This window comes from Streptomyces sp. CB02980 (assembly GCF_014451325.2).
GTDB lineage: Bacteria > Actinomycetota > Actinomycetes > Streptomycetales > Streptomycetaceae > Streptomyces.
In genome coordinates this window covers 467,622-482,237 of sequence record NZ_JACSCH020000003.1, presented here as the reverse complement: position 1 = coordinate 482,237, position 14,616 = coordinate 467,622, and the positions used below count along the sequence as shown (strand labels likewise).

Sequence of the window (14,616 nt, the reverse complement as noted above, 5' to 3'; positions counted from 1 at the left end):
TCGTTCCAGGCGTCGTCGGGGACCGGGGAGTGCCCCGGCGGTGGATCAGGGGACGAGGTTCCCGTTGCCGGGTTTGCCGTTCCCGCCGCCCGGACCGTTTCCGTCGTCCGTCGGTGTGCCGGTCCCCGTCGGCGTGTCGGTGGTGGGCGGCGTGGTGGTGGGCTCCCCGGTGTTGCCGCCCGGATCGCCCGGATCCTCCGTGCAGCCCCAGCCCCAGACGCCACAGGTCGTCTTGCCCGGCTTCGGCGTCCGCGTCGTCGGCGGGGGAGTCGTCGTGGGCGGCGGCGTGGTGGTCGGGGCGGCCGTCGTCGGCGTGGCCGAGGTCTCGGTCGGCGTCGGGGTGGCCGTCGGGGTCGGCGTCGGGCTGGCGGCGCCACCGCCGAAGACGGCTTCGGCACCTTCCAGCTTGTCCGGCTCCGGGAAGGACTTGACCGGGTAGCTCTCCACGGCATCGGTCATGTAGTCCTGCCAGATCCGCGACGGGAACGACGAACCGTGGATCTGCGGCTGGTCACCCGTGCCGTACATCTTCTGGAACTCGCGGTTCTTCTTCGTCTCGTCGTCGTCGAACCGGTACATGTCGATCGCGGTCGACAGCTGCGGGGTGTATCCCACGAACCAGGCCGACTTGTTGCCGTCGGTGGTACCGGTCTTGCCGGCCACCTCGCGGCCCGGGATCCGGGCCTTCCGGCCGGTGCCCTCGTCGTCGTCCACGACGGAACGCAGGACGTCGGTGACGTTGTTGGCGACGGCCGGGCTGAAGGGGTTCTTGGTCTCCGTCTTGTGCTGATGGATGACGACGCCCTCCTTCTTCACGGCCTCGACCGAGTAGGGGTCGTTCTGCTTGCCCTCGTTGGCGAAGGTCGCGTAGGCGCCGGCCATGCGGATGGCGCTCGGGCTGGAGATGCCGAGCGAGAACGAGGGCACCTCGCCCCCGACGAGCGAGTCGGGGCGCAGGCCCGCGTCGATGGCGGCCTTGCGGACCTTGTCGATGCCGATGTCCATGCCGAGCTGCACGTACGGCGAGTTCGCCGACTTGACCATGGCGCGACGCAGGGTCATGTCCTTGTAGCTCGCGTCGTCGTCATTGGTCTGGAGCCACTCCTCGCCCTTCTCGTTGTGCCAGATCTCGCCGTTGTACTTGCGGATCTTCAGCTCGTTCTTGCCGGAGTAGCGGCTCTTGTCCGGGTCCACGAGCGTGCGGCTGGAGGCGTCCTGGACCTCGCCCAGGGACTTGTCCCGGACGCCGTCCCGCATCGCGGAGGCGAGGACGAACGGCTTGAACGTCGATCCGACCTGGGCGCCGGTGTTGTCGGCGTTGCTCCGGAAGTGCTTGGTCGCGTCGACACCGCCGTAGAGCGCGACGATCTTTCCGGTCGCCGTGTCGACGGAGGCGCCGCCGAACTGCACGTTCGTGTCCGTCTCGGGGCGCTTCTTCGGGTCGATGTACTCCTTGAGGATCTTCGTGACCGAGTCCTCGAGAGCGTCCACCTTCTTCTTCTCGAAGGTGGTGTAGATCTCGTAGCCGCCACGCTCCAGATCCTGCTCGGTGATACCGAACTGGGCCTTGATGTTGGCCTTCGCGGTGGTGACCAGATAGCCGATCTGACCGCTGAGATTGGCGCTCTTCCGGGGCTTCTCGACCTTGGGGAACGTCGTGTACTTCGCGCGCTCCGCGGCCGGGAGGTGCCCGTCCTTCTGCATCTCGTCGAGGATCCACGACCACCGCTCGGTGGCCCGCACGGTGTTCTTCTCGGGCGTGGCCTCGGAGTCGATCTCGGGGTAGCCGGCGGGGTCGTAGTACGTCGCGCCCTTGAGCACCGCGGCGAGCAGCGCCGACTGGCTGGGGTTGAGCTTCTCGGCGTCGACGTTGAAGTACGCGCGGGCCGCCGCCTGGACACCGTAGGCACCACGTCCGTAGTACGCGGTGTTCAGATAGCCGGCGAGGATCTCCGGCTTGTCGACCTCGCCGCCGACCTTCATGGAGATGAAGAGTTCCTTCACCTTCCGGCTGAGGGTCTGCGACTGGTCGTCAAGACGGTTGTTCTTCACGTACTGCTGGGTGATCGTCGAACCACCCTGGGTCTCGCCGCCCTTGGCCATGTTCCACACGGCACGGCCGATACCCATGGGGTCGATTCCGGAGTCGTCCCAGAAGGTCTTGTTCTCCGCCGAGATCACGGCGTTCTGCATGGACTTCGGGATCTTCTCGAACGGCACGATCTGGCGGTTCGTACCGCTGCCCGTCGCGACCATCCGGGTCTTGTCCGACCAGTAGTAGATGTTGTTCTGCGACTTCGCGGTCAGCGCCTCGTTGGGGATGTCCACCTGCGAATACGCGATCGCGGCCGCGCCCATCAGGCTGGCCGTGAAGAACAGGAACGTACCCGTCACGAGCTTCCACGACGGCATCCAGCGACGCCAGCCGTACTTTCCGTAGCGGGGGTAGTCGATGATCCGCTTCTTGCCCGGCGGACGTCCGCCGGAGCCACGGCCGGGACCGCTGCCGCGGCCGCCACCGCCGCCACGCCGTCCGCCCCCGGGATCACCAGGACCTCCGGGGCCGGCCTCGGCTCCCCTCCGGCGGGTGCCGCGCTGGGCGGCCCTGCGGGCCTCCGCGCGACCCCCGTAGGGCCGCTGCTCCTCCCCGGGGGAGGAAGCGGGCCCGTACGAGGCCGACGGGGCCCCCGTACCGACGTCATGGGCCGGGGCCGACCTGCGGCCCACCGGCTGCTGGGCAGCGCGCCGTGCCGCCGCGCGACCGCCCGTCGGCGGCTGCTGCGGCGGCATTTTGCGACGATGCTCGCTCATCGAACGACTACTCCTCGGGCAGGCGTGAACGCCTGGAAGCGGCAGTTGAGTTCCGGTCCCCCCGAAATGCGTACGGCCGGAACCCCATCGGAGGCCCCTCCGTATCGCAGCCGGTCACCCGGAGCACTGACGCCCCTCGGCAGCGCTCGGTTCCCGGTGTTCTGCATGCCGCACAGCCTACGCACGGCCAAAACCCACCTAGGGCCGGACTTCACCCCAAATCAGGCAAGTCGAACGCTGTGAATTGACGATGTGACGCCGGTCACGGCGGGCCCACTTGTCGAGACCTTCGGACCGTTCTATCGTGCTGATGTATCGAGTCGATACATCAGCACGGCATAAGGGCCCCGAAGGCGGAGGAGGAGGCGACGAATGAGCAGACGCTCCGGCATCCTCGAGTTCGCCGTCCTCGGCCTGCTGCGCGAGGCTCCGATGCACGGGTACGAGCTGCGGAAGCGCCTCAACACCTCGCTGGGCGTCTTCCGGGCCTTCAGCTACGGAACGCTGTATCCCTGCCTCAAGACGCTGGTCGCCAACGGCTGGTTGATCGAGGAACCGGGCAGCGCTCCCGAGGACGCCCTCGCCGCTTCACTCGCAGGACGCCGAGCCAAGATCGTCTACCGGTTGACGGCCGCGGGGAAGGAGCACTTCGAGGAGCTCCTGTCCCACACCGGCCCGGACGCCTGGGAGGACGAGCACTTCGCCGCACGCTTCGCCTTCTTCGGGCAGACCGAGCGCGAGGTGCGGATGCGGGTCCTCGAAGGCCGCCGCAGCCGGCTGGAGGAGCGCCTGGAGAAGATGCGCGCCTCTCTGGCCCGGACCCGGGAGCGCCTCGACGACTACACGCTTGAGCTGCAGCGCCACGGCATGGAGTCCGTGGAGCGCGAAGTGCGCTGGCTGAACGAGCTCATCGAGAGCGAGCGGGCAGGGCGGGATCAGCGATCCGGCCCCGACGCCCCCGCTCTGCACGACAACGATTCTGGAGAAACGGGCGGCCTGCCCCGGCACGGGGGCAGTACCCGGCCGGATCCGTCCGACGACACCGCCAAGTGAAACCCTGCGCACAGCAGGGCTTCCACGATCACACAGGGAGCAACCGGAATGGGTTCGGTTCGCGTAGCCATCGTCGGCGTGGGCAACTGCGCCGCCTCGCTGGTTCAGGGCGTCGAGTACTACAAGGACGCCGACCCGGCGGCCAAGGTCCCCGGCCTGATGCACGTTCAGTTCGGCGACTACCACGTCCGTGACATCGAGTTCGTCGCGGCCTTCGACGTCGACGCGAAGAAGGTCGGCCTCGACCTCTCGGACGCCATCGGCGCCAGCGAGAACAACACCATCAAGATCTGCGACGTCCCGAACAAGGGCATCACGGTCCAGCGTGGTCACACCCTCGACGGTCTCGGCAAGTACTACCGCCTGACCATCGAGGAGTCCGCCGAGGAGCCGGTGGACGTCGTCCAGATCCTCAAGGACCGCGAGGTCGACGTTCTCATCTGCTACCTGCCGGTGGGTTCCGAGGCCGCCGCGAAGTTCTACGCCCAGTGCGCCATCGACGCCAAGGTCGCCTTCGTCAACGCCCTTCCGGTCTTCATCGCCGGCACCAAGGAGTGGGCTGACAAGTTCACCGAGGCGGGCGTCCCGATCGTCGGCGACGACATCAAGTCGCAGGTCGGCGCGACCATCACGCACCGCGTGATGGCGAAGCTGTTCGAGGACCGCGGTGTCCGTCTTGAGCGCACGATGCAGCTCAACGTCGGCGGCAACATGGACTTCAAGAACATGCTCGAGCGCGACCGCCTCGAGTCCAAGAAGATCTCCAAGACCCAGGCCGTCACCTCGCAGATCCCCGACCGCGAGCTGGGCGAGAAGAACGTCCACATCGGTCCCTCGGACTACGTGGCCTGGCTGGACGACCGCAAGTGGGCGTACGTGCGCCTTGAGGGCCGCGCCTTCGGCGACGTTCCGCTGAACCTCGAGTACAAGCTCGAGGTGTGGGACTCCCCGAACTCGGCGGGTGTCATCATCGACGCCCTGCGCGCCGCGAAGATCGCCAAGGACCGCGGCATCGGCGGCCCCATCCTCTCCGCGTCGAGCTACTTCATGAAGAGCCCGCCGGTGCAGTACTTCGACGACGAGGCCCTGGCCAACGTCGAGAAGTTCATCAAGGGTGAGGTCGAGCGCTAAGCGCCGCACGCTTGTCGATCGAGGGTCCCCGCGGCACTGCCCGGGGGCCCTCTTCGTATGTGAGTCTTGCTGCCATGTCCGTCGTACGTGATCTGCGCGTACTCCTGCGCCTGACGAACTTCCGCCGCCTGCTCGCCGTCCGGCTGCTCTCCCAGTGCGCCGACGGCGTCTACCAGGTGGCCCTGGCCACGTACGTCGTGTTCTCCCCCGAGAGGCAGACCTCCCCCGCCGCGATCGCCTCCGCCATGGCGGTCCTCCTGCTGCCGTACTCGCTCGTCGGGCCCTTCGCGGGTGTGCTCCTCGACCGCTGGCAGCGCCGCCAGGTCTTCCTGTACGGCAACCTCCTGCGGGCCCTCCTCGCCGGCGGGACGGCCGTGCTCGTCCTCGCCTCCGTCCCCGAGTGGCTCTTCTACGCCTCCGCGCTCTCCGTCACGGCCGTCAACCGCTTCGTCCTCGCGGGGCTCTCGGCCTCGCTCCCGCGTGTCGTCGACGACGAACGGCTCGTCGTGGCGAACTCGCTCTCCCCCACCGCCGGCACCCTCGCCGCGACCGTGGGCGGCGGCCTCGCGTTCGGCATCCAGCTGATCGCCGACAAGTCCGACGCGTCCGTGGTGGCCTTCGGCGCCTTCCTCTACCTCTGCGCCGCCCTCGCCTCGCTACGGATGTCCCGGGAGCTCCTGGGCCCCGATCCGGCCCTCGTGCCCCAGCGGCTCAGCTCCGCCCTGGCCTCCACGACCCGAGGACTGGGCGAGGGGCTGCGGCATCTCTCGGAGCGACGGCCCGCCGCTCGCGCCCTCATCGCCGTGGGCCTCATGCGCTTCTGTTACGGCGCCCTGCTCGTCACCGTGCTCATGCTCTGCCGCTACGAGTGGAGCTCCACGGAGTCCGATGGACTCGGGCTCCTCGGCATCGCCGTCGGCACCTCGGGCGCGGGATTCTTCGCGGCGGCCCTGCTCTCCCCCTGGGCGGTGGGACGACTCGGGCCCTTCGGCTGGATGACGGTGTGCGCGGCGACGGCCGCCGTGCTCGAACCGGTGCTGGGCCTGACCTTCGCCCCGGTGCCCTTCTTCGTCGCCGCCTTCGTCCTCGGGCTCACCACCCAGGGGTCCAAGATCGCGACGGACACAGTGGTGCAGACCTCCGTGGACGATGCCTACCGAGGCCGGGTCTTCGCGCTGTACGACGTGCTGTTCAACGTGGCCTTCGTGGCCGCGGCAGGGGTCGCGGCGCTGATGCTGCCGCCCGACGGCCGTTCCGCGCTGCTGGTCGTGCTGGTGGCCGCGATCTACGCGGTGATCGCACTGGCCTTGCGGGGGGAACGCACGGAGGGGTGATGTTTCACGTGAAACATCACCCCTCACTGCTGTCGCGTGCGCCGGCGTTTCACGTGAAACATCGGCGCGCGCGGACGGGACTCAGCCCTGCGTGGCCCACCACTCCTTGAGCGCGGCCACGGCCTGGTCGTGCTCCATCGGCCCGTTCTCCAGCCGCAGCTCCAGCAGGAACTTGTACGCCTGCCCGATGGCGGGACCGGGACCGATGCCCAGGATCTCCTGGATCTGGTTGCCGTCGAGGTCGGGACGGATCGCGTCGAGCTCCTCCTGCTCCTGGAGCTGGGCGATGCGGTCCTCCAGGCCGTCGTAGGCACGGGAGAGCGCACCCGCCTTGCGCTTGTTGCGGGTGGTGCAGTCCGAGCGGGTCAGCTTGTGCAGACGCGAGAGCATCGGACCGGCGTCCCGGACGTAGCGGCGCACGGCCGAGTCGGTCCACTCGCCGGTCCCGTAGCCGTGGAAGCGGAGATGCAGCTCCACGAGCCGCGAGACGTCCTTGATCATCTCGTTGGAGTACTTGAGCGCGGTCATGCGCTTCTTGGTCATCTTCGCGCCCACCACCTCGTGGTGGTGGAAGGAGACCCGGCCGTCCTTCTCGAAGCGGCGGGTGCGCGGCTTGCCGATGTCGTGGAGCAGGGCCGCGATGCGCAGCACCAGGTCGGGTCCGTCCTCCTCCAGGTCGATGGCCTGGTCGAGCACGGTCAGCGAGTGCTCGTAGACGTCCTTGTGACGGTGGTGCTCATCGCTCTCCAGACGCAGCGCCGGCAGCTCGGGGAGCACGTGGTCGGCGAGACCCGTGTCCACGAGGAGCCCGAGGCCCTTCTTGGGGTGGGAGGAGAGCAGCAGCTTGTTGAGCTCGTCACGGACCCGCTCGGCGGAGACGATCTCGATCCGGCCGGACATCTCCTTCATCGCCGTGACGACCTCGGGGGCCACCTCGAAGTCCAGCTGAGCGGCGAACCGCGCGGCCCGCATCATGCGCAGCGGGTCGTCGGAGAAGGACGCCTCCGGCGTACCGGGCGTGCGCAGCACGCGGGCGGCGAGGTCCTCGAGGCCGCCGTACGGGTCGATGAACTCCTTCGCCGGGAGCGCCACGGCCATGGCGTTGACGGTGAAGTCACGCCGGACGAGGTCCTCGTCGATGGAGTCGCCGTAGGAGACCTCGGGCTTGCGCGAGGTCCGGTCGTACGCCTCCGAGCGGTACGTGGTGACCTCGATCTGATAGCTCTGATCGACGTCTCCGACGCGGGCCTCCTTCTGGCAGCCGACGGTCCCGAAGGCGATGCCGACCTCCCACACCGCGTCGGCCCACGGACGGACGATCTTCAGTACGTCCTCGGGGCGGGCGTCGGTGGTGAAGTCCAGGTCGTTGCCGAGCCGGCCGAGCAACGCGTCCCGTACCGAGCCACCGACCAGCGCGAGGCTGAACCCGGCCTCCTGGAAGCGGCGGGCGAGGTCGTCGGCGACAGGGGACACACGGAGCAGTTCACTGACCGCGCGGCGTTGCACCTGGCTCAGTGCAGTCGGGGTGTCTTCGTTGGCGTTCGGCACAACAGAAAAGGGTACGTGCCCCGGCCCGCGCCGACGTCCTCGTTTTCCTGTGGCCGGTGCACCGGGAGCCATCGGACGGGCCCCGTCGAAGATCGCCTGGAGCAGTCCCCGGCACTTGCTCCCAGCGTGCCTCGTTACCATGCCTGGACACAGCAACCGGGAACCACCTACACCACTGACACCAGAGACAACGACGAGGACGGGCGAACGCGTGGCCGAGGCGGCAGACATCCAGGGGACCGGTCCCTCACCTGCCCGCCGATGGCTGCGGCGCACGATCACCGTCGCCTTCGGGGCGCCGCTCCTCGCGGGCCTCCTCCAGGCCCCGGCCACGTCCTCCCCGGCATTCGCCGCCGAGGACGCCACCGTCTCGAAGACCGTCGATGTGTCTCTCGACACGCTGGCGCCGAGCGCGCCCGTCGAGGGGGACACGGTCACGATCACCGGCACGGTGACCAACCGGGGCAAGAAGACGGTGACCGACGCGACCGTGGACCTGCGTGTCGGGCCGCAGATGACGAGCCGCAGCGAGATCGAGCAGGTGACGGGACGCACCGGCTACCGGCCCTACAGCGACCCCGCCCCCCTCGACGACGCTCCCACGGTCAAGATCCCCCGGCTGAGCCCCGGCCTCAGCGCGGACTTCTCCCTCTCCGTGCCGGTCTCCGACCTCGGACTCGACGAGGCGGGCGTCTACCAGCTGGGCGTCTCGCTCACCGGGCAGACCTCGGACCACCGCTACGACCGGGTGCTCGGCATCGAGCGGACCTTCGTCCCGTACCAGCCCGAGGCCACCGAGAAGAGGACCCAGCTCACCTACCTCTGGCCGCTGATCTCCTCGGCCCACGTGTCGGCCGAGACGGCCACCGACGACCAGCAGACCCCGGTGTTCGAGGACGACACCCTGGCGGCCGAGCTGAAGCCGGGCGGGCGGCTCGACGAGCTCGTCTCGCTGGGCAAGGACCTCCCGGTGACCTGGGTGGTCGACCCGGACCTCCTGGCCTCCATCGACGCCATGGCGAACGGCTACCGCGTCAAGGACGGCACCCTGCACGTCCCCGGCAAGCACCAGGCCGTCGCCGAGCGGTGGCTGGACTCGCTGGAGAAGGCCGTCCAGGGCCACAAGGTCGTGGCACTGCCCTTCGCCGACCCCGACCTCGCCTCCCTCGCCCACCGCGGCAAGGACGTCCCCGGCTCGCTGGGGCACCTCCAGTCGGCGACCGCCCTCGCCGGGACGACGGTCGAGACGATCCTCCACGTCCAGCCCGCCACCGACTTCGCCTGGCCCGTCGACGGGGCCGTCGATCCGTCCATCGTGGCGGTGGCGACCTCGGCCGGCGCCGACAAGGTGATCGCCCGCAGCGACAGCGTCCGCGACGACCTCCCCTACACGCCCACCGCGGCCCGCCCCTTCAGCAACGGCACCACCGCCGTGGTGAGCGACGCGCTCCTGTCCACGACCTTCGAGGGGGACATGGTCCGGACGGAGAACTCGACGCTCGCCGTCCAGAAGTTCCTCGCCCAGTCCCTCGCGATCACCCTGGAACAGCCGGAGGACCAGCGCAGCGTCGTGGTCGCCCCGCAGCGGGTGCCGACCGTCGCTCAGGCGCAGACCATGGCGACCGCCCTGCGCGGGCTCTCCGCCAAGCGGTGGAGCCAGCCCAGCGACCTCCTGGCGGCCGCTGCGGCCAAGCCGGACCCCGACGCCTCCACCGCGGTGCCCGCCGGCTCCCGGTACCCGAAGAAGCTGCGCGACCGGGAGCTTCCGGTCCAGGCCTTCCGCGACATGAAGACCACGCGCGACGAGCTGGACGACTTCAAGGTCATCCTCACCGCCCAGTACCGCGTCGTGCCCCCCTTCACCAACGCGATCAACCGCGAGATGTCGACCTCGTGGCGGGGGCAGGCCCGAGCCGCCGCGCTCTACCGGATCAACGTCCTGGAGTATCTGCAGACCCTCACCGAGGGGGTCCAGCTGGTCGACAAGTCCGACCTCACCCTCTCCGGCCGCAGCGCGACGATCCCCGTGACCGTCCAGAACAAGCTGCTGCAGGACGTGCATCTCGTGCTGCGGCTCACCTCCGGCAGCAAGAACCGCCTCAACCTGAACGGCGAGCGGTACAAAGAGCTGCCCGTGAAGATCAGCGGCGGCCACAGCCAGTCGGTGAAGTTCTCCGCCTCCGCCAACGTCAACGGCCAGGTGCCGATGACGGCCCAGCTCTACACCGAGGACGGCACCCCCTACGGGCAGCCGATGACGTTCACCGTGAAGGTCTCCGAGATCACCGCCACGGTGATGCTGGTGATCGCCGGTGGCGTGCTCCTCCTCGTCCTGGCCGGCGTGCGGATGTACAGCCAGCGCAAGCGGGTGGCCGCGCGGAACGCCGAAGCCGAGGCGGCGGAGACGGACGCCGCCCCGGAGGAGCCGGAGCCGCAGCCGGAATCCGGGACGGAACCCGGGGCAGAGGCCGAGGCGGACACGCCACGGGAACCGGAAGCCCCTTCGAAGGAGCACGACGCGGACGAACCCGAGCAGCCGAGTGACCCGACACCGGACACCGGGCCCGAAAGCGGCGACCCGTCGGGCACGGGTGAGAAAGTGGACCGTTGAGCGATGTCGTGGCCGGTCGGCCGGGGACGATGAGGTGGGGTAACCATGAACGCGCCGTACGACGGTGACCGCGGCCAGGGCGCGGGCGGCACCCCGCCGTCCGGTGGGACGCCCGCGGCACCCCCCGGCTCCGGCCACCCGCCGGTGCCGCCCCCGCCGCCCGGTGGCCCCGGCACGCAGGGGCACACCCCCTACGCGCCGGACGGCTACGCGCAGGACGGCTACCAGCAGAACCCGTACGCCCAGGACCCCTACGTCCAGGACGCCTTCACCCACGACCCGTACCGGGCCCAGGACCTGTCCGCGCAGGACCCGGTGACCGAGGCGCTCTACGACCGCGCCGCGCATCCGCCGCCCCCGCCCGGCACCTACCCGGAGCCGCAGCCGCTCTACCAGCAGCCGGCCGCGCCCCACCACGCTCCCGACCCCCGGGTGTGGGCCCACACCCCGGCACCGGAGCCCGAGGGCCCCTCCCGCCACCTGCCGTACGGCGACGACGCGCGGACCGTCCAGTTCACCGGCGTCGACGACCTGGTGACCCGGGCCGGCGAGGAGGAGCCCGAGCCGGACGCCTTCGCGCACCTCTACCGGGACCAGCAGACGCCCGGCCAGGTGCCCCCGCCCGCCCCGGAGCCGGATCCCATGCCCGCCCCCGCCCCCAAGAAGTCCGGCCGCGCCTCGGGGCTGCTCAAGTCGAGCGCGGTGATGGCCGCCGGCACCCTGGTCTCCCGGCTCACCGGCTTCGTCCGCAGCCTGGTGATCACCGGTGCGCTCGGCGCCGCCCTGCTCGGTGACACCTTCACCATCGCCTACACCCTGCCGACGATGATCTACATCCTCACCGTCGGCGGCGGCCTCAACTCGGTCTTCGTCCCGCAGCTCGTCCGCTCGATGAAGAACGACGAGGACGGCGGCGAGGCCTACGCCAACCGCCTGCTCACCCTGGTGATGGTGGCGCTCGGCGCGATCGTGGTCCTGGCCGTCTTCGCGGCGCCGCTGCTCATCCGGCTGATGTCGAACACCATCGCCGACGACGCCGCGGCCAACAGCGTGGCCGTGACCTTCGCCCGCTACTGCCTGCCCACGATCTTCTTCATGGGCGTGCATGTGGTGATGGGTCAGATCCTCAACGCCCGCGGCAAGTTCGGCGCGATGATGTGGACCCCGGTCCTCAACAACATCGTCATGATCGTCACCTTCGGCCTGTTCATCTGGGTCTACGGCACCTCCGCCGAGTCCCACATGGGTGTGCAGACCATCCCCGACGACGGCATCCGCCTGCTCGGCATCGGCACCCTGCTCGGACTCGTCGTCCAGGCCCTGGCGATGATCCCGTACCTCCGGGAGACCGGCTTCCGCTTCCGTCCCCGCTTCGACTGGAAGGGCCACGGGCTCGGCAAGACGGTCAAGCTCGCCAAGTGGACCGTGCTCTTCGTCCTCGCCAACCAGGCGGGCGTCCTGGTCGTCACCCAGCTCGCCACGGCGGCCGGTGAGGAGTCCGGGAAGAACGGTGCCGGCTTCCTCGCCTACTCCAACGCCCAGCTGATCTGGGGCATGCCGCAAGCCATCATCACGGTCTCCGTCATGGCCGCGCTGCTGCCGCGGATCTCCCGCGCCGCCCACGACAACGACCCGGGCGCCGTCCGGGACGACATCTCGCAGGGGCTGCGCAACTCGGCCGTCGCGATCGTCCCGGTCTCCTTCGCCTTCCTGGCGCTCGGCGTCCCGATGTGCACCCTGCTCTACGCCTCCAGCGGCGCCGAGGCGGCCCAGGGCATGGGCTTCATCCTGATGGCCTTCGGCCTCGGCCTGATCCCCTACTCCGTCCAGTACGTCGTGCTCCGCGGCTTCTACGCCTACGAGGACACCCGGACGCCCTTCTACAACACGGTCATCGTCGCCGCCGTCAACGCGGCCGCCTCCGCGATCTGTTACGTCGTCCTGCCCGCCCAGTGGGCCGTCGTCGGCATGGCCGCCTCGTACGGCCTGGCCTACGCCGTCGGTGTCGGCATCGCCTGGCGCCGCCTCCGCAAGCGGCTGGGCGGCGACCTGGACGGCACCCACGTGCTGCGGACCTACGCCCGCCTGTGCATGGCCTCCGTGCCCGCCGCCATCGTCTCCGGCGCCGTCGGCTTCGGCCTGCTGAAGCTCCTCGGCGAGGGGGCGTTGGGCTCGCTCGTCGCCCTGATCGTCGGCGGAGCGGTGCTCCTCGGTGTCTTCTTCGTCGCGGCCAAGCGCATGCGGATCGCGGAGCTGAACACCCTGGTCGGTATGGTGCGCGGACGTCTGGGACGCTGAGCCGGCAACTCCCGCACAACCATCGGGGGGAACCGCGTGTCGTGCATAGCGTCCGACTGTGGGCACAATTGGCTTGGCTGTTGGATGTGGCGCAACGGATGGGGAGGCAGGAACGACGGTGGCGGAACGTAGCACGGCTGCCGTCGACGTGGCCGACAACAGCGGTGACGACCCGCTGACCGCCAAGGCGGACACGGCCGCGACCGACGGGGTGGCGGACAAGAAGAAGACGGCGGAACAGCCCGCCGAGGCCACGGACAAGAAGGCGGTCGAACGACAGAGCGGCGAACAGCCCTCCATCACGGCTCCGGAACTGCACAGCGGCCACAAACTGGCCCGACGCTACCGGCTGGAGGAGTGCGTCACCCGTCTGGACGGCTTCAGCAGCTGGCGTGCCGTCGACGAGAAACTACGGCGTGCCGTCGGGGTCCACCTGCTGCCCGCCGACCACCCCCGGGCCCGTTCGGTCCTGGCCGCGGCCCGCTCCTCGGCCCTCCTCGGCGACCCCCGCTTCGTGCAGGTCCTCGACGCCGTCGAGGAGAACGACCTCGTGTACGTCGTGCACGAGTGGCTGCCCGACTCCACCGAGCTGACCACGCTGCTCGCGGCCGGCCCCCTGGAGCCCCACGACGCCTACCAGCTCGTCAGCCAGGTCTCCCAGGCCATGGCCGCCGCCCACCGCGAAGGCCTCGCGCACCTCCGGCTCACGCCGAGCGCCGTCCTGCGCAGCTCCACCGGTCAGTACCGGATCCGCGGCCTGGCCGTGAACGCCGCCCTGCGCGGCATCACCGCCGAACGTCCGCAGCGCAGCGACACCGAGGCCATCGGCGCGCTCCTGTACGCCGCGCTCACCCAGCGCTGGCCGTACGACAGCGACGCCTACGGACTCTCCGGCCTGCCCAAGGGCGTCGGCCTGCTCCCGCCCGACCAGGTCCGCGCCGGTGTCCACCGGGGTCTCTCCGAGATCGCCATGCGCGCCCTGGCCAACGACGGGGCCACCGCCTCGCGCCAGGAGCCGCCCTGCACCACTCCGGACGAGCTGGCCAAGGCCGTGGCCGCCATGCCCCGCGTGAAGCCCCCGGAGCCCGAGTTCACCGCCCCGCCCGAGTACCAGCGCACCACGTACCAGCAGGGCACGTACGGACGTCCCCAGGCGCGTCCGGCGATCACCCAGCCGGTGGTCGTCCCGCCGCCCCCGCTGCAGAGCCGTACCGGCAGGGCCCTGAAGTGGGCCGTCTCCGCCCTCCTGATCGCCGCCCTGGGCCTCGGCAGCTGGCAGATCGCGGACCGGCTCCTCGCGCCGGACTCCGAACAGAAGGAGGCTCCGGTCCCGACGCCGACGGCCGACGAGAAGCCCGCGCCTCCCAAGCCGGTCACCATCGTGTCGGCCCACGACTTCGACCCGCTGGGGAACGGCTCCGAGAAGCCCCAGGCCATAGACCTCGCCTACGACGGCGACCCCAGCACGTTCTGGTACACCGAGAACTACTACGGCTCCGACTTCGCCAATCTGAAGACCGGCGTGGGCCTCGTGCTCGACCTGGGCAAGGCACAGAAGATCAGCGCGGTCGACCTGTCGTTCATGGGCCACACCTCGGTGGAATTGCGCACGGCGCCCTCCGACGCGACGTCGGAGCCGACCCAGCCCGACGCGTACACGACGCAGGCGGCCGGCGACGGCAGCCAGGTGGCCCTGAAGCTCACCAAGCCCGTCACGACCCGCTACGTTCTCGTGTGGCTGACGGAACTGCCCTCCAACGACGGGGGCTACCGAGGCAAGCTGAGCGAAGTCAAGATCATGGGCTGACGACCGCAGGGGAGGGGGCTCAC

At 69.8% G+C, this 14,616-nt stretch carries 8 protein-coding genes; 6 read left to right on the top strand and 2 right to left on the bottom strand.

What is annotated here, in order from left to right; translation table 11 throughout:
- Positions 1-45: 45 nt before the first annotated feature.
- Entirely contained in the window at positions 46-2,811 is a 2,766-nt protein-coding gene (locus tag E0F75_RS09120; protein WP_187621973.1) for a transglycosylase domain-containing protein, read from the bottom strand.
- 372 nt (positions 2,812-3,183) lie between these two features.
- Between E0F75_RS09120 and E0F75_RS09115 the strand changes: the two genes are divergently transcribed.
- From E0F75_RS09115 to E0F75_RS09105, 3 genes are all read left to right on the top strand, one after another.
- Positions 3,184-3,864: a PadR family transcriptional regulator gene (locus tag E0F75_RS09115; RefSeq protein ID WP_187621972.1), complete on the top strand. Its 681-nt coding sequence runs from the start codon at positions 3,184-3,186 to the stop codon at positions 3,862-3,864.
- 48 nt (positions 3,865-3,912) lie between these two features.
- Positions 3,913-4,995, top strand: a complete 1,083-nt coding sequence (locus E0F75_RS09110; RefSeq protein ID WP_187621971.1) for an inositol-3-phosphate synthase — start codon at positions 3,913-3,915, stop codon at positions 4,993-4,995.
- A 74-nt stretch (positions 4,996-5,069) separates the two neighbouring features.
- Positions 5,070-6,329 carry an MFS transporter gene (locus tag E0F75_RS09105; RefSeq protein ID WP_187621970.1) on the top strand — a complete coding sequence of 420 codons (1,260 nt, stop codon included), beginning with the start codon at positions 5,070-5,072 and terminating at the stop codon, positions 6,327-6,329.
- 81 nt (positions 6,330-6,410) lie between these two features.
- On the opposite strand, the gene E0F75_RS09100 is transcribed toward E0F75_RS09105, so the two are convergent.
- Positions 6,411-7,877 carry a CCA tRNA nucleotidyltransferase gene (locus E0F75_RS09100; RefSeq protein WP_187621969.1) on the bottom strand — a complete coding sequence of 489 codons (1,467 nt, stop codon included), beginning with the start codon at positions 7,875-7,877 and terminating at the stop codon, positions 6,411-6,413.
- A 211-nt stretch (positions 7,878-8,088) separates the two neighbouring features.
- Between E0F75_RS09100 and E0F75_RS09095 the strand changes: the two genes are divergently transcribed.
- The 3 genes from E0F75_RS09095 to E0F75_RS09085 all read left to right on the top strand — a co-directional run bounded on the left by E0F75_RS09095 (position 8,089) and on the right by E0F75_RS09085 (position 14,593).
- Complete coding sequence (locus E0F75_RS09095) at positions 8,089-10,488, top strand: DUF6049 family protein (protein WP_187621968.1); 2,400 nt, start codon at positions 8,089-8,091, stop codon at positions 10,486-10,488.
- A 45-nt stretch (positions 10,489-10,533) separates the two neighbouring features.
- Complete coding sequence (gene murJ, locus E0F75_RS09090) at positions 10,534-12,786, top strand: murein biosynthesis integral membrane protein MurJ (protein WP_187621967.1); 2,253 nt, start codon at positions 10,534-10,536, stop codon at positions 12,784-12,786.
- Between the two features lie 118 nt (positions 12,787-12,904).
- Positions 12,905-14,593: a protein kinase family protein gene (locus E0F75_RS09085; RefSeq protein WP_187621966.1), complete on the top strand. Its 1,689-nt coding sequence runs from the start codon at positions 12,905-12,907 to the stop codon at positions 14,591-14,593.
- Positions 14,594-14,616 lie beyond the last annotated feature (23 nt).